Below are 20,612 nucleotides of genomic sequence, written 5' to 3' on the forward strand. Positions count from 1 at the left end.
TTGCAACTCCTTATAAAAATAAGAGAGTGCAATGAAGAATTATCTGAAATATTCGTTAGGACTTATTGTCTTTGTGATGATTGCTCTGATTGCAATGCACTGGTTACCGGCTATAACCATTGACGGACATACCATGCGGCGGGTGGACTTGTTAAGCGATGTACGTCCGTCTAAATCCGATATGGAAGAGTTAGATACAGATAGTCTGCCTCCCGTGCCGGCGGTAAAGCCGATTTTTGTAGACACTTGCCGCACCGGTATGACTTGTATAGAAGATTACAGCGATTCTACCTTACGTGGTATGACACCTTTTTATCGTGCGTTGGATGAGGTCTCTTCAAAAGGGCGTCTGGTACGTATCGCTGTCTTCGGCGATTCTTTTATTGAAGCCGATATATTTACTGCGGATTTGCGGGAGATGTTGCAAAAGCGTTTTGGAGGCTGTGGAGTAGGTTTTGTTACTATTACTTCCATGACCAATGGGTATCGTCCTACCGTGCGGCATACCTTTGAAGGGTGGTCGAGCCATGCCGTAACCGATAGTGTCTATTTTGATCGCCGGAAACAGGGGATATCAGGGCATTATTTCATCCCCGGTAAAAATGCATATGTTGAACTGCGTGGACAGAATAAATATGCTTCTTTACTGGATACTTGCCGGGAAGCATCTATCTTTTTCTACACTAAAGATACTGTCGACTTTTCCGTCCGTGTGAATCGCGGTGAAATACAAAACCACCGTTTTGCTCCTAATGGGCATTTACAGGAACTACAAATCGACGGGCGTATCGGTTCTATACGTTGGACGATAAACCGGGCAGATTCTACTCTGTTTTACGGCATGGCTATGGATGGCACGGAAGGTATCGTTGTCGATAATTTCTCTTTGCGTGGCAGTTCCGGTCTCTCTTTGCGGACGATTCCTGCCGATATGCTGAAAGAATTTAACAGGCAGCGCCCTTATGATCTTATCATTTTGCAATATGGTTTGAATGTGGCTACCCAGCGCGGATACAATTATGACAGTTATCAAAAGGGCTTGGTTACTGCTATTGAACATTTGAAGAAGTGTTTTCCACAATCCGGTTTCTTGCTGCTCAGTGTTGGCGACCGTGATTATAAAACGGATACGGGTGAATTACGCACAATGCCTGGTGTAAAGAACCTGATTCGTTATCAGCAAAATATTGCAGCAGAGAGCGGCATTGCTTTTTGGAACATGTTCGAGGCAATGGGTGGAGACGGTAGCATGGCGAAGCTGGTACACGCCAAGCCGTCGATGGCCAATTATGACTATACGCATATCAACTTCCGGGGAGGGAAGTATCTGGCCGGATTGCTTTATGAAACGTTGATTTATGGAAAGGAACAATACGACAGGAGACATGCTTATGAGACTGAATAAATCTTTGTGCGTATTGTTGTTTTGTCTTCTTTCTGTCTTGAAGCTTCTGGCACAAGACCCTTTACCTGCTTGTCCGGTGAAAGGTAAGCTGATGCAAAGCGTCAAGCCGATGAAAGAGATGAAACTGCTTTATGATACAATACAAGTCCGGGTGGATTTTCCTGCTACTTTTAAGGAAGTAGGATATAATGAGATTATCGACAGCCTGGGTATCTTATCTCCTGTATTAGAGCATCTGCGTTTGGTGAAGGGAGGAATTCTGGAAGACACGGTACGTATTCTGCATATTGGAGACAGTCATATCCGGGGGCATATCTATCCTCAGACTACCGGACAAAGATTGGCCGAAACATTCGGCGCGGTATCTTATACAGATATGGGAGTCAATGGAGCGACTTGTCTTACTTTTACTCATCCTAACCGTATTGCCGCTATTGCCGCTTTGAAGCCGGAACTATTGATACTCTCTTTCGGGACGAACGAGAGCCACAATAAGCGTTACAACTCCAATTTGCATTATCATCAAATGGATGAACTTATTTCACTGATTCGTGACAGCTTGCCGGATGTTCCGATTTTATTGACCACTCCTCCCGGCTCATACGAAAGTTTTCGTCAGAAACGGAGACGCAGGACGTATGCTGTGAATCCGCGGACGGTGACTGCTGTAAATATGATTCAGAAGTATGCCCGTGATCATCATTTGGTTGTGTGGGATATGTACAATGTGGTTGGAGGTAACCGGCATGCCTGTAAAAACTGGCAGGAAGCCGGCTTGATGCGTCCCGACCACGTGCATTATATGCCTGAAGGCTATATTCTTCAAGGCAATTTATTATACGAAGCCCTTATAAAAGCCTATAACGATTATGTTACCCATTGACATTGATTTTAGCCGCCTCTGTGAAGTGTTTACATACGATCCGCAAGCTCCGTTGATATTTACCAGTGGAATATTTCTTTGGCTGTTTGCCGCCTTTATGGTGGTGTATGTGTTTTTACAATATAAATACACGGCACGTATTCTGTTTGTTACCCTGTTTTCTTATTATTTCTATTATAAAAGTAGCGGTACGTACTTTTTCCTGTTGGCATTTGTCACTGTGGGTGATTTTGTATTTGCACGTTTGATGGATCGTACTACCGGTAAGTACGGGCGAAAAGCATGGGTGGTTTTGAGTTTGTGTCTCAATTTGGGTTTACTTTGCTATTTCAAGTATACCAACTTTTTGGGCGGGGTGATTGCTTCATTGATGGGCGGGGAGTTCACGGCTCTTGATATTTTTTTGCCGGTGGGCATTTCTTTTTTCACTTTCCAGTCGCTCAGCTATACGATTGATGTCTATCGGCGGGAGATAAAACCGTTGACCAGTCTGTTGGATTATGCTTTTTATGTCTCTTTCTTTCCGCAGTTGGTAGCCGGTCCGATTGTCCGGGCACGCGATTTTATTCCTCAGATTCGTAAGCCGCTTTATGTGTCGCAGGAAATGTTCGGACGTGGAATATACCTCATTGTGGCCGGCCTTTTCAAGAAGGCAGTAATCTCCGATTATATCAGCATAAACTTTGTAGAACGCATATTCGATAATCCTACTCTTTATTCTGGGGTGGAGAACCTGATGGGGCTTTATGGATACGCTTTACAGATTTATTGCGACTTTTCCGGATATAGCGATATAGCCATCGGCATTGCGCTCTTGCTGGGTTTTCATTTCAACATGAACTTTGATTCCCCTTATAAGTCGGCTTCCATTACCGAATTTTGGAGACGTTGGCATATTTCTTTATCCAGTTGGTTGCGTGATTATTTGTATATATCGTTGGGTGGAAACCGGCACGGGAAGTTTCGTCAGTATCTCAATTTGATTATTACCATGTTTTTGGGCGGACTGTGGCATGGGGCTTCCTGGAATTTTGTTCTTTGGGGGATGTTCCATGGAGTGGCATTAGCACTTCATAAAGCTTGGATGAGTATTACCGGTCGTAAAAAAGGGGAACAGAGTCATGGCATCCGCCGTGTTTTCGGTGTCATTATCACTTTTCATTTCGTTTGTTTCTGCTGGATCTTCTTCCGTAATGCCGATATACACAATTCAATGGATATGCTGAGGCAGATATTTACGGTGTTCCGTCCGCAACTCTTTCCACAATTAATCGAGGGATATTGGGAAGTCTTTGCTTTGATGTTGCTGGGCTTTCTACTTCATTTCGCTCCCGATCGTTGGGAGAATGTGGTTTGTCGTGGAGTAATCCGTCTCCCCTTTCTCGGGAAGGCGGTATTGATGGTCGCTATGATTTATCTGGTCATTCAGATGAAGAGCAGTGAAATCCAGCCGTTTATTTATTTCCAATTTTAGCCGGAATAATTTATATAGAGTAGTCAAGTAGTCAAGTAGTTAAGTAGTAAGTAGTAAGTAGTTAAGTAGTAAGTAGTAAGTAGCTAAGTAGTAAATAGTTAAGACAAATACATCAAACAAATCATTTCTACTTAACTACTTAACTACTTAACTACTTAACTACTTAACTACTTGACTACTAACTCCTAACTCCTATCTTCTATCTCCCATCTTCCTTATTCCACACTTATTTCATCTACAAAGAGGAAAGGAGCTTTTCCTTCTCCGGTATGTCCTTTCGGCAAAGCAGGGGTATGTTTGATAATGACTTTTACGAAGTTTGCCTTTACAGGAGGAAATTCTACGCTGTAACTCTCAGTTGTTTTAGGAGCAGCAGAACCTGTTTCAATCGGATAGTCTTTGGAAGCCACCTCCCGGAAATCTTTTCCATCATCCGATACGGCAACACTCAGTCCACAGGCTCCCATGATCCAGGCACTGAGGTCGATGATGGCTTCTGTTGATACCCGGCTTATTTCCGTAGATTCTTCCAGATGAATGGTTGCTTCGACGTCTTTTCCCGGGAAACCGAGCCAACGTCCACTGGCATAAGAATTTGTTCCTTTTAAACCATCTACGAGCACAATGGCACCATCATAAGAATATTTAGGAGACGGCTGGTTTTTCAGTTCGATGGGGCGACAAGTTGCTTTATTGAAATCGATCTGTTCCGATTTGATTTTACTGTTATTACCGTTAGGGCGTATGGCGATTGCTTTGAAATTAGCGGCTTGTGTAACGGCTATCGGCTCTTTGTATAGTGTTCCGTTCTTTGCACTCGGTTCCGTTCCGTCCAATGTATAGTAAATAGGTGCATCGTCGATAGTGCTCAGTTCTATCATAACTGCTTTTTTTTCTGGATCAGACGTGATTTTTGAGTCTATATTAAATACGTGCTTGCCATAGTTGAGACCTTCACGGTCATAGAACGCCAAAAGTTGTGGCAGGCGTTTGGTGAAGTTGCGGTAGTCTTTCTTTTCCGGAAGTGTCCATTGCACCTCTGCCAAGGCTGCCATACGTGGGAGCACCATGTATTCTATTTGCTGGGTGGTGGCTATATATTCGGTCCATAAGTTAGCTTGTACACCGATGATATGTTTTTTTTCATTTTCATTTAGTGAAGCTGGAACGGGTTCCAGGCTATATACTTTCTCCAAAGGAACACAACCACCGATAGCATCCGGCTCATCTTTGGTATCTGCCGTCTGGTAATAATCGAAATATACATACGTATTGGGAGTCATGATGACGTCATGTCCTAGCTTGGCCGCTTCCAGACCGCCATTCATTCCACGCCATGACATAACGGTAGCGTTCGGTGCCACATCACCTTCCAGTATTTCATCCCATCCGATGATGCGTCGTCCCTTACTATTGAGAAATTTTTCAATGCGTGACATACAATAACTTTGCAGGCGGTCTTCTGCCGTATGTTTCTTGTCGGCTTTTAGGTTTTCCGATTTGATACGTGCCTGGCATTTCGGACATTTTTTCCAACGGTCTCGTGGCGCTTCATCACCGCCGATGTGGATATACTCGGATGGAAACAACTCAACGATCTCGCTTAACACATCTTCAAGAAACACCATGGCTTTTTCATTACCGATACAGATGACATCCGGGAATACTCCCCATGTTTTTTCTACTTCATACGGGCCACCCGTACAACCCAATTCCGGATAAGAGGCCAATGCGGCAAGCATATGTCCGGGCAGGTCTACTTCGGGAATAATGGTAATATATCTTTCCTGTGCATAGGCTACTACCTCCTTTATTTGTTCTTGCGTATAGAAACCTCCGTAAGGTGTTCCGTCATATTGGCCGGAGTTGTGTCCTATTACTGTTTCCGAACGTTGCGAGCCGATCTCTGTCAATCTCGGATATTTCTTAATTTCAATTCTCCATCCCTGATCTTCTGTCAAGTGCCAGTGGAAAGTATTCATATTATGCAGAGCCAGCAGGTCGATATACTCTTTTACAAACTCTACCGGGAAAAAGTGACGTCCTACATCGAGATGCATACCTCGATAACTGAAACGTGGATAGTCTTTAATGGTTACTGCCGGAAGTGTGATCTTGGCACCGGCAACTATTGCCGGAATTGACTTTCGCAAGGTTTGTATACCATAGAACACTCCATTAGGTGTTTGCCCGTTGATGGTGATTTGCCGGGAAGATACTGTAAGTTCGTATCCTTCTTTTTCTACGATACTTTTGTCCAATCCTAAGACAATAGCATTGGGTGGTGTACTTTCCGACGTGATTGTTGCAATGTCGAGTTCTTTTCCGGTTGCCTCTTTGATATATCCGGATAAAAACTCTGCATTTCGTTTTAGCAGTTCGTTTCCTTCCGGATAAAGGATTTTTGTAGTTTCCTGTAGGGTGAAAGGAGTTTCTTGATTAACAACGACCTCTTGGGGGAGAGGGATTACCTGATAATTGATTTCTTCCTTTTGCGTGTTGCATGAAGTGAAAGTCAATGTAGCGACCGCAAAAAGTACTTGGTTAAGTTTTCTCATAATAAAATTGATTAGTATTAGTTCGGGCAAATATAGTAAAAATTATAGTTATGATTTGTTTAAATAAGATATTAAGTGTGGAGATTCTTTTTTAGATAAAAAGAATGGTTATATTAGAGTAACTCCGCAATTAATAGGAAAAATCAGAGAAGATATTTCACCTTGAATTACGTATTATACCTTTCTTAACACTTCTGTAATATATAGGAGAGTTGCAAATATATCAGAGAACGAAAAAGTTCGGCACAATTGTTCTTTCTTATTATTAAAATGTTATGTTTGTATAGTCTTAAATATAATAGTAATGAATGAACCTGATTTGATAACCGGCATAAAGAATGGGGATGTACAGTGTTTTGAAGAACTTTTTATAAAATACTATTCACATTTCAACCAATTTATATTCGGGTTGGTGAAGGACGAATGGATTTCTGAAGATATTACGCAAAACACATTTATCAAAGTGTGGGTCAATAGGGAGAAATTACAAAGCAATTTATCGATTCACTCTTATTTGTATGTAATTGCTAAATATGAGGTATACAATCATTTTCGTTCTAAGCAAAACCAGATAGTAGACCGATTTTTAGATGGTGTACACGACACTGTAGTTACTCCAAGTGCAGAGAACGAACTGTTTTGGAATGAAATGCAGAAAGCGATTGCGGATACCATTGAAACAATGCCGGAGAAACGGCGTGCCATTTTCAAAATGAGTCGGTTTGAACATAAATCTGCAAAAGAAATAGCCGAAATAATGCATATTTCGGCACGTACGGTAGAAAAACATATTGAACTTGCCCTTCGTGAATTACGTACGAAATTAACTCCTTTCTTATTTTGGATATTGGTTTATGGACACATTACATTGTGATTTGAGTTACGAGTTCTCTCATCTTATTTCTTTGTGAATTTGATACAATCCTTTTTGCTCTTAAAAAGATATATACCATTTTGCAATGAATTTATATCTAATTCTGTGGTTGTCTCTCTGATCGTTTTATTAATAACTTTTGTGCCGTGTATGTTCCAAATAGTGATGTCGCCAATTTCACTTTCCGAATTTATATCGATTTTATTATTATTGATGCTAATTTTATCTTTAGTTTTTAGGTTATCGGTGCCTGTTGCTACGATTTTAGCATAGAGTGTTAGGTCGGTTTGGGTAGTTGAGTTCCCGTCATAGCGATTTCCTTTTTCATCATACCATCCTTCGAATATCGGGCTGTCATCAGGAACAGGATTTTTGGGAAACTTCATTTCTGTGTTATTATAAAGTACTGCATATTCGTTGTCATTATACATAAAGATTGTTTTGTATACTCTGTTGGAACCTCTATAGACAACCGGCATGTTGTCATCAGAATCAAGCTCTTGTCCGAAAAGAAACTCCATTTGATCACCGTTTAATAAATAGGCAACTTCTCCGGAATGAAATTCTTCTATTTTCATAGGAATTCCACCTTTGCCTGTCAAGGTGTAGTCGGCGTAATAATAGTTATTTTCACAATCAAAATTTGTCGTGTTGGTTTTTCCATAAACGGTGCCTTGGTCTGTGGCCGTGCAATCGATAGTACCGATAACATAATTGTTCGTAATGGTTTCGGCAGCTTTTGACAAATTAGAATATGAATTGATTCCGGCTACATATTTGGGGATTCCGGAACCGTTATTTTTAATACTACCGTCAAAGTAGCATCCGTTAATAACGGCTTCGATGCCGGTAGTACTTGAATTTGTACATCCCAAAATACCGCCGATACCATTGGTTACTTTTCCGGATGTCGCGATTGTTATATTACCTGAGTATGAACAGTTCTTTATATTGGCATTTTTCATAAATGCCAATACACCACCTACATATGCCGGTGCTCCCATGATATTAATTTCAACATCGCTATGACAATTAATCATATTTCCTAAGGCATTGGCTTTGCCGACGAATGATCCGACCTGGGTTTTCTGAGCCACTGATGCGGGAATGTCGATTTTTCCTGAGAGGTTGATATTAATAATATCACAACTCTCACTGTTTGTACCACCTATGAAGCCTGCAAAGTTCGATTTCTCAGTAAGGTCGCTTTTATTTATATACATATTATAAATGTGATAACCTTGTCCGTCTATTTTTCCGGTAAAATAAGTTCCGTATCCTATTGGAGTCCATGGTTGGTTACCTAAATCTATATCTTTGGCAATCTTTATACTCGTTATGGCATGTCCTTGATTGACTTGATTGGCTGCCCATGCTAATTCTGCTCCTGTATAAATAACACAATTACCGGAAACGTCACGGGCAGGTTCAATCATGGAAATGCCATCCCACGGGCCTTCTGCCACAGGTTCGAATGGTATGACTTTCACAATCCCCGGAATCATAATGGCCATAGCATTGATATAACCTATTTTGTAGATATCCGCACTTGTAGCCCCAGGGGTGACTGTAAATCGGATATGTCCGTCCGCATCGGGATATATCGAGGTGAGTTCAGCGACCGACTGATCATTGTTGTTGCCATTTAGTCCGATGTAATTTTCTACAGTTCCAAAGGTCGAATATTCTGCTTCATGAACTTCTGTTGTATTCATGTAAGAACCGAACATATAAAAATCATAGGATTTTTCGGGATTCAAGCCACTGAATACAATTTCGGCATTGTCTGCAAGAATACCGTCTTTTTCGACACCGTTTACCCAATAACCTGTTGAAGATACATTTGCAGGCATGTTGAGTAACGTATTTGTTTCGGATGCACCGTTTTCAGTAATGCCGGCAAAACTTTTTGTGATGTTTAGAGAGATGCTTGAAGTATTCTCTTCCGAATCTGTCAAATTTTCTATTTTAGTTCCGGCAAGATGGGATGTCACATTATTCCAAAGGTTTTCTTGAGTTGCTTTTTCACTGGTGGTAAAGTTAATATGGACAGGAATTTTCCCCGGGATCTCAAGGTGTGGGGTTATCATTAATGCTCCCAGATAATAAGTTTCCTTTTCTTCGTTGTTGTTTGTGCCGGCTTTTACAGTTAAACAGATACGTCCTTTGTCATCAGCGATTATTCCTTGAACCGTTGCAATGTTTGCAGTGTTGTCCGTTGGATTCAGAGAGGCACTTCCGTCATTTTCTCCTTTGAAGGAGTAGGCGGTTTCAGCATTGGCCGATGCATTCATAACCGAAGCAAATACGCTCATATCATACGCTTGCCCCGGATATAATCCGGAAATAATAACCGAACTCTCTGTGGTACCGTAAAAGGTTGATTTAGACACATTCGAAGGCATATCTAAGGCTGTTGCCGATGATATTGTTCCAATGGAGGAAATGCCGTCGAATGGTTTTTCTATCGAGGCTTTCACATCTGTTCCATACCCTTTGCTGTTATATAAACTTCCCGTATTTGCTCCGGTTAATGCAGTTGTCAAACTATTCCATGAATATTGAGAAACTGCAGATGAGCCGAGACCGATGCCGAAATTGATCATTAACGGTCTGTCGATGACTTTGAATTTTGTATTTGGGTTTACTCCATAGGTATCCACAAGGCTGCTGATACTTTGGGGGTTGATAATAGCTTCATGGGCGGCATGTTGACACATCTCTGCACAGAAATCGCTGACGGAAGCAGGGTGATAACTTAATCCGATGACACTTTTCCCAAAGATTTTTTCATACCATGTTAATGCTACGGTATAACGGCCGTGGCTGAGATTCATGTGATAGCCATCACGGTTATAATCATCGCCGATGTAACTGGTACGCCCGTTTTGGACGGCTGTCCCGCCCGGAATTATATTTTCTTCGCCAATTCCCGATTGTACGGCGGCGCGGCTTGCACAATCAATGATTTTTGTATATTGATCCATCTGACCGGTATAAAGACCTTTGTTGATTAACTCTTCTAATTTGGCCGAACCGTTTTGATAGGCCCAGGTCATGTAAAGATAAAACTTGGCGTTTTTATTCGTAAGATAAGTTTTAAGATAGGTAATCAGATTGTCCAAATATGGAAAGTAATGGCTATATGCGCCCGAATAATTATGGTCGGTTTGTATAATGACAATATCCCAGTCTTCATCCGTAATGATATTTGCATCGAATTTGCGGCTGTTTCCTCCTGTCGATGTCATTTTCCCATCTTTGATTTTGTAGTAATTGTATATCTGTTGATTTCCGGTAATATAATTCGTGTGAAGTTCTAATGTAGTTCCTCCTTTATATGGGAATCCCAATACGATATCATCTCCTGCAGCTTGTACTATCGGAAGAAGTTCCTGCAAAGCTGCATCGAATGAGAAACTGTTTCCAACAACGAGAATTTTTTTAGTTTCTGCATTCGTTGTAAAAACTGTTCCTGTGATACTTAAGAACAGCATTAAATAGAATTTGAAAACCTTTTTCATTGATTTATTATTTTGTTGATGACTAATATGAATTACAGAACTTTACAGATGACGGAACTTACTCCTTGGATTTTCAGCGATAACTTACCTTTCGATTTTTTTATTGACAAACTTTTGGGATCTCCCCAAATAATTTCTAATTGATCATACCCTCCAATGAGTGCCGTAGCATTTTTTTCTCTTGGATTGATAATTACCAGATATTTTGAGTGATTGTCGGAGCGTTCGTATATGGCAGGGTATGCCTGCTGCGGATCACTGACAAGCTTCCATCCTCCGGTATTCCCCAATGCAGGGACTGAAGAACGGAGGGCCAGAAGCCCTTTCGTACAGTTGAGTATGGAATGCGGATCATTGATTTGACCGGCCACTGTCGGACGCTTCGGATCCGGGTCTATGGGTAAGTACAATTTTGAAGGGGCGCAGGTAGAGAAACCGGCTGTTGCGCCTGCTTCCCATTGCATGGGCGTTCTTTGGGCCGACCGGTCCCGACTGCCTTCAATAAACGGCCATCCGTCCATTGAACGCATCCCGATTTCTTCTCCGTAATATACAATCGGTACCCATGGCATTGTCAGGAAGAATGTCATGGCTACTTTTAGTTCCTCCGGAGTGGAACGCTGGTTACGATTTAGTCTCCAGGTGTCATGGCTGGATGTGGGCATGCATGGGAAACCGTGTCCTTTGGTTACTTCATACATTTTTTTAAAAGGTTCCACGAAAGAAGCGAACTGTCCTTTTCCCGCCCTGTCAAACCAACAGTTTTTCGGTTGGTACATACCGGTTTCCGGGTCTGCATATCGAAGTGTATTGTGCACCAGATCGCGATACATGGTTTTTCCACATCCGTTGTGGCGGATAATATCGATATCGAAACCGCAAGAAATGGCCTCTATCGGACTTGACCATTCTGACAGGAAGATCGTTTCGGGATACTTTTCTGCCTGCCAGGAAAATATTTCATTCCAAAGTTTTCTTACCCCGTGAAACTCTGCATCATCTCCTTTTACCAATGACCAGGCCAGGTCGCAACGAAAACCGTCGACTCCTTTATCAAACCAAAAAGAGATGATATTCTTTATCTCCTGGCGGACTGCTTTCGGACCGGGAGCATCATAGGCTTGTTCCCACGAATTTTCCGGGTCCGGTTGATAATATCCGTAATTGAGTGCCGGTTGAATATCGTAATAATTCATCAGATAGTATCCGTCGCGCGGATATTCATTTTTTACCCAGCCTCCTCTTTCCGGTTTCGGCGGAGTTGTTTTTTTACCTTTCGTCCAAATGTAATAATCGGCATAATGCCCGTTGGGATCTCCATTCGCAGACTCCAGAAACCAAGGATGCTTGTCTGAAGTGTGACCGGCCACAAGGTCGAGGCACACCTTGATACCCTTTGCATGTGCATCGTTTACCAGATTTACTAAATCGGTATTTGTACCGAAACGTGGGTCGATTTTATAGAAATCGGTGATATCATAACCGCCGTCTTCAAATTCGCTGCAAAAGACCGGACTGATCCAGATGGTATTAAAACCTAAATTTTTTATGTAATCCAAACGTGAACGGATACCTTCCAAATCGCCATATCCGTTTCCATCGCTATCCATGTAAGAAGAAGGATAGATATGATATATGGCCGCACTTTCCAGCCATTTGGGATAGTCTCGGGCGGCAAGAAGGTTGCTTGCAAGAACTATAAAGGTGAAGAATAAAATGATTCGTTTCATCTGATTGTTTTTTGTGGGTTCTATCATTTACCTGTTGAAAACTGAAATTGTGTTACCGTATCTCTATAGTGGTGTTATCATGATATATAATGCTCATCTGTTGTGATGCGTTCAAGTAATTTAAAATCTGTTCAATTGTCTCATCGTTGGCAAATATTGCATCGTATTTTATTGATTTTAATTGGGGGTTGGTGATTACAATTTTCTTTTGGAAATGGCGTTCGAGCTGGTTGGTTATATCTTCCAGCTTTTTATCGATAAAGTAGAACTTACGGGATTGCCCTTGATTAGCTATAGTCGAAATGTTCATTTGCGACATATTTCCGGTAGTTTTGTCGATCTTTACAATATCACCGGGCGCCATGAGTACCTCTACCTGTTTATTGTTGAATTCAGATTCTACGTCTACACATCCTTCGTACAGCATTACTTCAAATTCCGAATCGGATTCATGCGATTGTACGTTGAATTTAGTTCCCAATACTTTGATTGTGGCATTGTTGCATACAACGGAAAACGGATGTTTCGCATCCTTGGTTACCTCTACGTACGCTTCGCCAAACAAATGAACTTTTCTGTTGTGGGTAAAGTCGTTTGCTTCATAAAAAAGGGTACTTGTGGGTTTGAGGTAGACCTTTGTAGAGTCGGGAAGTATCACCATCTTTGAATTGCCTGCCGATGCGTATACCTTTTCCAAATTGATATCGCCGGACCGGGAATTCCATAAATGTGTACCCAATAGGAAACCGCATACCAATACGGTAGCTGCTATTCCCGATATCCAACGGTATATTATTTTTCTCTTTTGAGTGACTTTGGGGGAGCCGATACCTATGCGATGGCATGTGCGGCTGAACGCGCATCTGGCTTTTTGCTCATCTTGATGGGTACATTTTTTCAATAATTCCAGAAGGATGGTATCCAATTCGGTATTATTGATATTGTCTATATACCATTGTTCTATTTTCTCGGAATCAGGGGGTGTAGACTGACTCTCGAAAAACATCTTTATGCTTTCTTTCTCCATATATTTTTTTAATTATTCTTTCCTCTATATAAAAAGAACACATGACATAATATGACTACGTAATCTGATTTTGAAATAGATCTTTTATTGTTGCGCAGATGCATATTTTTTTGCGAAAAAGCGGTCGATAATAAGGGTGATAGCACCGTCTCCACTGACATTACATGCCGGGCCATATCCGTCGAGAGCCAGATAAATGGTCATCATCAAGGCACTTTGTTCCGGCGAAAAACCGAGAACAGATTCCAGTAATCCGATCGATGCCATCAAGACACCTCCCATTACTCCGGGAGCAGCTACGGCAGAAATTCCTTGTAAAAGAATGAAATTGACAAAGAGTGCAAAACTGATATTCATTCCGCTCAGATACATCACTGCAACCGATGTAGTGATAAGTTTGATAGTCGACCCGCACATATGGACTGTAGAACAAAGAGGGACGGTAAAATTGGCGATCTCTTTGGTGGCACCGTTTTTCATGGTACATTCGAGAGTGACAGGAATAACAGCCGAACTGGAGCAGATTGAAAAGCCTGTCAGATATGCCGGAATAATGTTCCATATACATTTAAAAGGATTTTTCTTAGCTATCAGTCCGGCTATGATATATTGGATAATGAGATAGCAGATAGACAGGATGACACCGGTTGCAATGACTTTGATGCCTGTTCCCATGACAGTTGACAGATGACCGGCGGCACTCATTTCGCATATCATTGTGAAGATATAAAACGGCAGGAGGGGAATGATGGCACGTTCAATTGTGAGTTTTACTATTTCTCCGAATTCATCAAAGGCTTTTTTCAGTCCCGGAGCTTTGGTGAAAATGATGCCGACACCGAGCATGAATGATAGAAGGAGAGCCGTCAGTATATCGCAAATCGGAGGGAATTTGATATTGAAATAAGGTTCGAATACTTTTCCTTCCAGCGCGGAAGTGGAAATTTCACCGATACTTAGATAATGGGGAAGCAGGTTTGAGGCACAACCGTATGCAAAAAATCCTGCACCTATCGTCGACAGATAGGAGATAACAATAACACTCAACAGCATTTTTCCCGCTCCGCGTCCTAAGTTGGCAACGGAAGGAGTCACCAGACCTAATACGAGCAAGGGCACGATAAATTTGAGGATTTGCGCAAAGAACACATTGAAGGTCTTAAGTATTCTGATCATAATATCCGGGGCTATCAACCCCAATAACGAACCGATAGTTATCGCAATCAATACTTTAGGGAACAATCCTAATTTTCTTTTTTTCATTTTGTCAATATTTTAATTTAAAGGAACATTCATTCAAGGAACACATTACATCATGCATCTACGTAGCCGGTATTTTTATTTGGTTTGAATATTGTGGCTTGTGACGGCTTGGATTATCAGAATAAAGCATGTTAATGTTTTTTAAATCAGTGTTGGCTTTGTATTGGCGGTTACGTATTCAGTGCCTTTTGTTAAGTCTTCATAGTATAATTTTAAAGATACATATATGAAAAAAAACATTCTTTTATCCGGCATTTTACTGCTGAGTTTTTCTTGTGCCGTCGCCCAGGATTATCATGACGATGTTGTCGTGCTGGATTCTGTAAAGGTGATGTCGTTCAATATTCGTTTCAATAATCCGAACGATTCTCTCGATACGTCATGGGATCGGCGTCGGGAACCATGTGCCCGTATGATGGCTCAGTATCGTCCCGACGTGGTGGGGATGCAGGAACCACGCAACGAGATGTGGCAACAAATCTTTGATATGCTACCTGATTACGGTTATTATCGTATAGAGATGAACGACACACTGTCCGATTCCCGTACCGGAGGAGTATTGTTGTTATATCTCCGTGATAAATATTCAGTGGAACGTTCGGGACATTTTTGGTTGAGTGCTACTCCGGAAGTTCCGTCTCAGCCGTGGAATTCGACTGACCGGCATTATCGGGCTGCCTTGTGGTTGCAACTCAAAGATAAAAAAAGCCGGAAAGACTTTTATATTGTCACCACCCATCTGCCCTATAAAAAAGATCCGGTGGATACTGAGGTACGTGCCCGGTGCGCCTCATTGATAAACAATCAGATGAAGACCATCGCCGGTAGGGACGCAACTGTATTCGTAACCGGTGATATGAATGCTTCCTACAATCCCGATGATCCACGACGTGAGAGTCTGACTCCGTTTTACCGTTGGTTCGCTTCTGCCCGGGAAGATGCGGCCGGAACGGATGATCATTCCAGCTTTAATGGTTTCGGACGTGTGTCTCCTTTGGTCAGAGGCAAAAATCTGGATCATATATTCTATCGTAACGCTTGCCCGTTGGTGTTTGAAACGGTTGATAAGCCGGTTTACGGTGTAAGGTGGATTTCAGACCATTATCCTATCATTTGTACATTTACTTATTGATTTGAAAAGATGAAGAAATATAAGATAATTTTTTTGATGTTTATGGCGGTTTTCACTGCTACAATGGCTGCTGCTACCGGATATAAGCTGGTTTCTCCTAATGGGAGGCTTATGAGTGAAATAAATGTCGGTGACAGTCTTACGTTTACTTTTTCTGACGAACGTCAATCGATATTGTCACCATCGACCATTGCTATAGAATGGACGGATGGTACAGTTTGGGGAGCCGGTATGAAAGTAAGAAAAGCACAATGCTTGTCTGTCGATGAAATGATTCCTTCTCCAATGTATAAGAAATCGCAGGTACGAGATAAGTATAACCGATTGGTATTGAACGCGACTGCCGGTTTCAGTATTGAATTCCGGATGTATGATGATGGAATGGCTTATCGCTTCATATCTTCGCTTTCGGGGGAACATACTATAAAGAATGAAAAGGCGGTGTATCGGTTGTCTCAGAACTTTGAGACATGGGCTCCGTATGTGCGTGACCGTAAGAAACGAAAGAACGCTACCCGTGAACAGCAGTTCTGGAATGATATGCAAAATCTTTATACATATCTTCCGGTGCAAGACTTTGATGCTAATAATCTGTTGTTTACACCGATACTTGTCAATCTGGAGCATGACGAAAAATTGTGTATTGCCGAAGCTGACGTTGAAGATTATCCTGGGATGTATTTAGCCGCAGATAATTGCAGGCCGCAGTTGCAAGGAGTCTTTGCTCCTTATCCGAAGAGTGTGGTGCGGGGCGGGCATAATGACCTTGAATATCTGGTTACTTCGCGGTATCCCTATATGGCAAAGATCGATGCACCGCGTGCTTTTCCGTGGCGTACTTTCATTGTAACGAAGCGCGATGGAGAGTTGACGGAAAATGATATGGTATACCGGTTAGCTGCTCCGTCACGTATTGCCGACCGGTCATGGATCAAGCCGGGGAAGGTTGCTTGGGAGTGGTGGAATGACTGGGGGCTTTACGGAGTAGATTTCAAAGCCGGCATCAATACAGAAACTTATAAATACTACATCGATTTTGCTTCCGAAAACGGTATCGAGTATGTTATTCTCGATGAGGGATGGGCTACCAAAGGAAAGTGTGATCTTTTTGATGTCGTTCCGGAAATCGATCTTCAGACAATAGTAGATCATGGAAGGAGAAAAGGGGTCGATATTATTTTGTGGGCCGGTTATCTGGCGATGGAACTTAATTTGGAAAAGGTGGTATCGCATTATGCCGATATGGGTATTAAAGGTTTTAAAATAGATTTCCTTAATCGTGACGATCAGGAGATGATTGCTTTTATGTACCGTACAGCCAAAGTATGTGCTGCTCATAAAATGCTTGTCGATTTTCACGGTTGCCCCAAACCGACGGGCATGCAACGTACGTATCCCAATGTGGTCAATTATGAAGCGGTATTCGGCCTTGAACAATTGAAGTGGTCTAAACCCGATGTCGATATGGTTTCTTACGATGTTTTATTACCATACATCCGTATGGTGGCCGGCCCGATGGATTATACGCAGGGAGCGATGCGTAATAGTGTCAAAGGCGGATATTTCCCGAACAGGAGTAATCCGATGAGTCAGGGCACCCGTTGTCATCAGCTTGCAGAATATGTCGTATTCGATTCCCCGCTTAACATGCTTTGTGATTCTCCGTCCAATTATATGCGTGAACAGGAATGTATCCGCTTTATTTCCCGGATTCCTACTGTTTGGGATGACACTTTCGTGCTCGATGGTAAAGTCGGGGAGTATATCGTTGTGGCTCGGCGCAAAGGTGATGATTGGTATATCGGAGTATTGGGCAATTGGAATGCTCGTGAACTGACAGTGAAATTGCCGGATGATTGTATCGGGAAACGAATCGAGATATTCAGTGATGGGATAAATGCCCATCGGTCGGCTCAAGACTATCGGAAAACGTCCGGGATATTGGAACAGAATGAGATTGTCATCCGACTTGCGCCGGGTGGGGGATGGGTAGCTTGTATTCAATAAGATCATCCATGCTACAGTCTGAACTATATTCCCAAAGTTATCTATCCAACTTTTAGAATACAGTCAGACTGTAGTATGGGTGATTTTATAAAGGTTTTTGATGTAAAATGGAAACAGATTCTTATTTATCCTTTTACAAATCGGGTAGTTCCTCCTTTCCAGGACAATATATATACTCCGGAATAAAGTCGGGAAATATTGACCGGAGTTTCTCCTGCATTAACTTCACCTAAATGAATGACTGTTGATCCGGTCATGGAGAATATCCTCACATCCTGCAACACCATAGCAGCAGACAGATATAGTATCGGACCATTCTGGTATGTTTGGACCGGACTGGTAGTGATTGTTGTTTCAGTAATGCCCGTACCTCCCTTGCCATACTCATACGCACCGATCGATGAAGTACCATCCGTCGAACGTTCTACTCCTCGTTGGTCGAATATAAGCTTGTCTCGTAATTCAATCGTATTGTCTACATCTCCTTTCAATAATTTTTCTTCAAACTGCGATGCCGGCAGCACATTGATTGCATTTGATCCGAAAAAGCGTCTTTTCACCTTGACTGTCTCAATTGAGCCACCGTTTAAAGCCAAAACAGGAACGATATCTCCTTCTACTATATTGCTTTCGAGCATATTGCCGAGCAATAGGATCGATGCATCGGCTGAAGTTCCTAAAATATCGGTTTCTGCCGGTGTTATACCGATGTTATCGGTACTCGAAAAGATATTATAGCCGGTAGTCGCCGGTTGCCCTGCATTGTAAACATCACCGGTATATATAGAGGTAGAACGGTTTCCGGCAATCACGTTGTTGAAAATGAATGGTGTGCCGTTGTAGATATGTACGGCAGCACCGTAAAAGTCGGCGGTAGGTGCACCGTTTTTATAGCACGAGGCATGGTTTCCGACAATCGTATTGTTGACGATCGAAAGTGTAGATGCTGCATTCAAATTGGCATAGACGGCCGATCCTCCTTTTATTTCGTTGATGACACCGCCGGTAGCTTCTATCCGGTTGTTGACAAAAGTATTATTGACTAAGGTTGTTTTAGAAGCATAAGCCGTTCCGTTGAGTGAGACGGTGCCTCCGTAAGTTGCCCTGTTGCAGGCATACGTGTTGTACCCCAGATAAGCCCACGAGTATCCGGAATGGTATCCGGCAGAACCTTGTACCGCTTCATTTTCAGAGAAGTAGCAACCTGTCATGGCATAGCGCCACCATAGCTCCACACCGGCATAGGCGGTGAAGTATGCACCACCGTTGGCTGATGAAATGTTACGGATAAATCGGCAGCCGGTGCATAATAATTGGCCGGCTGCATAGATTCCCGCACCCTGACCTGTGGATTGGTTGTCGCGAATAATCACATTGTTGAGTATCAGTGGCGAACCCAGCCCGGCGATGCCTGCACCTGTAGCAACACTTCCGTTGGCGTTTCCTCCCACAATTTCAAAATTGCAAAGCGTCAGTGCACAGTATTTTTGAACGGTCACTACGCGATAAGCGTTTTCTTCGTTACCGGTCAATACTCCGTCGGCAATTTCATCATTGCCGTTTATATCTCCCGATAGGACTGTGCGTCCTGTCACTTCTTTAAATGTAGAATCGTAGCCGCCGAATATATCCAGCGAATGGGGAATGTTGAGTGTAGCACTACGGCCTTTTAATAGCTCCGATTCGGTTACGGAATAGTGTCCTTGGGCAACGTAAATGGTATCACCGTTACAGGTGGCATCGACAGCCTCCTGAATATTGCGGAAAGGGGCTGACTTGCTTCCGTCGCCGCCATCAGCGGCGTTTATATCCACATAGCGGGTATGGGAGGCTACGAAAGGCATTAATGAAATGCTTACTATCACAGGGAAATGATCGGAAGGCGTGACACCGCGTCCAAAAGTTTCATTAATGTGATTGTATGTATGCACTTTCATTCCTTTTACCCATACATAATCCAGCCGGGTCCCATCTTTTTTCTCAGGGTCCCATTTGCACAAGGTGCCGTCCTTAGGCCACGGAAATGGGGTTTCCGATACTTTGCGGCTGTCCGACAGATAGGCACTGCAAAGGTCATAGAACGGATAGCGTATGGCCGATGAGTTATGGTCACCACATATAATTGCCGGATAATGACCGGAGATGGAACGTACTTTTTCTATGTTAATACGTGTTCCTTCATTACGGGCATCGCTTCCTAAATGATCGAGGTGGGTGATGAAATAGTAAAACAGTTCACCGGTCTCTTTCACTCTTAACTTGGCCCATACGGCAAAACGTTTGTTACCACTGCTGTTGTCCCATGAAATTAGCGATTTGGAGGGGTCTGTACATAAAAAGTAATGTCCCTCTTCAAGAAGGTCGAATTTGTCGGTGCGAAACAATACCGCATTGACTGTGCCTTGATTGGGCACCGTCGACGAGTTACCTCCCCATTCTACAAATGAATACTCCGGAAGCAAACTTTTCATATCCTCTTGTTGCGAACCGGCGTTCATTTCATTGACCCCGACAATGTCGTACTTGAAATCGATAATTGTCCGGGCAACATAGCTCTTGCGGTTGTCCCAGCTTAATTCTCCTTGATCGGCAGTTGTTTTGAAACGGATATTGAAACACCCCACATTTAAAGTCGTGGTATTGGCTACACTGACCGTTGGAATGGTCGGTAGAAGCACCCATAGGATGGCAAATAGCCTATATTTGATGTGATAGAAAGCCATATAATAATGATT

The 20,612-nt window shown here is 42.5% G+C and carries 12 protein-coding genes; 6 read left to right on the forward strand and 6 right to left on the reverse strand.

Annotated elements, in window-relative coordinates; genetic code table 11:
- Nucleotides 1-31: 31 nt before the first annotated feature.
- Genes HMPREF1532_RS11265 through HMPREF1532_RS11275 form a run of 3 tightly spaced genes read left to right on the forward strand, consistent with a single transcriptional unit; the run spans nt 32 to nt 3,762 of the window.
- Complete coding sequence (locus tag HMPREF1532_RS11265) at nt 32-1,405, forward strand: SGNH/GDSL hydrolase family protein (RefSeq protein ID WP_005929113.1); 1,374 nt, start codon at nt 32-34, stop codon at nt 1,403-1,405.
- On the forward strand, nt 1,359-2,288 hold the full coding sequence (locus HMPREF1532_RS11270) for an SGNH/GDSL hydrolase family protein (RefSeq protein WP_148301681.1): 930 nt from the start codon (nt 1,359-1,361) through the stop codon (nt 2,286-2,288). Before HMPREF1532_RS11265 ends, HMPREF1532_RS11270 begins: the two co-directional genes overlap by 47 nt.
- Nucleotides 2,275-3,762, forward strand: a complete 1,488-nt coding sequence (locus HMPREF1532_RS11275) for an MBOAT family O-acyltransferase (protein ID WP_005929120.1) — start codon at nt 2,275-2,277, stop codon at nt 3,760-3,762. Before HMPREF1532_RS11270 ends, HMPREF1532_RS11275 begins: the two co-directional genes overlap by 14 nt.
- A 215-nt stretch (nt 3,763-3,977) precedes the next feature.
- Here HMPREF1532_RS11275 and HMPREF1532_RS11280 read toward each other — a convergent pair whose 3' ends face one another.
- Nucleotides 3,978-6,320 carry a glycoside hydrolase family 20 protein gene (locus HMPREF1532_RS11280; RefSeq protein ID WP_005929123.1) on the reverse strand — a complete coding sequence of 781 codons (2,343 nt, stop codon included), beginning with the start codon at nt 6,318-6,320 and terminating at the stop codon, nt 3,978-3,980.
- A 304-nt stretch (nt 6,321-6,624) separates the two neighbouring features.
- On the opposite strand from HMPREF1532_RS11280, the gene HMPREF1532_RS11285 reads away from it, so the two are divergent.
- A complete protein-coding gene (locus tag HMPREF1532_RS11285; protein WP_005929125.1) occupies nt 6,625-7,194 on the forward strand; it encodes an RNA polymerase sigma-70 factor in 570 nt (189 codons plus the stop codon).
- A gap of 23 nt (nt 7,195-7,217) precedes the next feature.
- Here HMPREF1532_RS11285 and HMPREF1532_RS11290 read toward each other — a convergent pair whose 3' ends face one another.
- From HMPREF1532_RS11290 to HMPREF1532_RS11305, 4 genes are all read right to left on the reverse strand, one after another.
- On the reverse strand, nt 7,218-10,718 hold the full coding sequence (locus HMPREF1532_RS11290) for a DUF4886 domain-containing protein (protein ID WP_005929128.1): 3,501 nt from the start codon (nt 10,716-10,718) through the stop codon (nt 7,218-7,220).
- A 32-nt stretch (nt 10,719-10,750) separates the two neighbouring features.
- Nucleotides 10,751-12,448, reverse strand: coding sequence for an alpha-amylase family glycosyl hydrolase (locus tag HMPREF1532_RS11295; protein ID WP_005929131.1), 1,698 nt, complete (start codon nt 12,446-12,448; stop codon nt 10,751-10,753).
- A gap of 52 nt (nt 12,449-12,500) precedes the next feature.
- Nucleotides 12,501-13,475 (reverse strand): FecR family protein, encoded by a 975-nt coding sequence (locus HMPREF1532_RS11300; RefSeq protein ID WP_005929134.1) that lies wholly within the window; start codon nt 13,473-13,475, stop codon nt 12,501-12,503.
- A gap of 84 nt (nt 13,476-13,559) precedes the next feature.
- Nucleotides 13,560-14,738, reverse strand: a complete 1,179-nt coding sequence (locus HMPREF1532_RS11305) for a dicarboxylate/amino acid:cation symporter (RefSeq protein WP_005929137.1) — start codon at nt 14,736-14,738, stop codon at nt 13,560-13,562.
- A gap of 226 nt (nt 14,739-14,964) precedes the next feature.
- Between HMPREF1532_RS11305 and HMPREF1532_RS11310 the strand changes: the two genes are divergently transcribed.
- Complete coding sequence (locus HMPREF1532_RS11310) at nt 14,965-15,870, forward strand: endonuclease/exonuclease/phosphatase family protein (RefSeq protein ID WP_005929140.1); 906 nt, start codon at nt 14,965-14,967, stop codon at nt 15,868-15,870.
- A 9-nt stretch (nt 15,871-15,879) separates the two neighbouring features.
- Nucleotides 15,880-17,877: a retaining alpha-galactosidase gene (locus tag HMPREF1532_RS11315; protein ID WP_025819180.1), complete on the forward strand. Its 1,998-nt coding sequence runs from the start codon at nt 15,880-15,882 to the stop codon at nt 17,875-17,877.
- A 125-nt stretch (nt 17,878-18,002) separates the two neighbouring features.
- Here HMPREF1532_RS11315 and HMPREF1532_RS11320 read toward each other — a convergent pair whose 3' ends face one another.
- Nucleotides 18,003-20,600: an endonuclease/exonuclease/phosphatase family protein gene (locus HMPREF1532_RS11320; protein WP_005929146.1), complete on the reverse strand. Its 2,598-nt coding sequence runs from the start codon at nt 20,598-20,600 to the stop codon at nt 18,003-18,005.
- Nucleotides 20,601-20,612: the final 12 nt, after the last annotated feature.

The organism is Bacteroides salyersiae WAL 10018 = DSM 18765 = JCM 12988 (assembly GCF_000381365.1).
Lineage (GTDB): Bacteria > Bacteroidota > Bacteroidia > Bacteroidales > Bacteroidaceae > Bacteroides > Bacteroides salyersiae.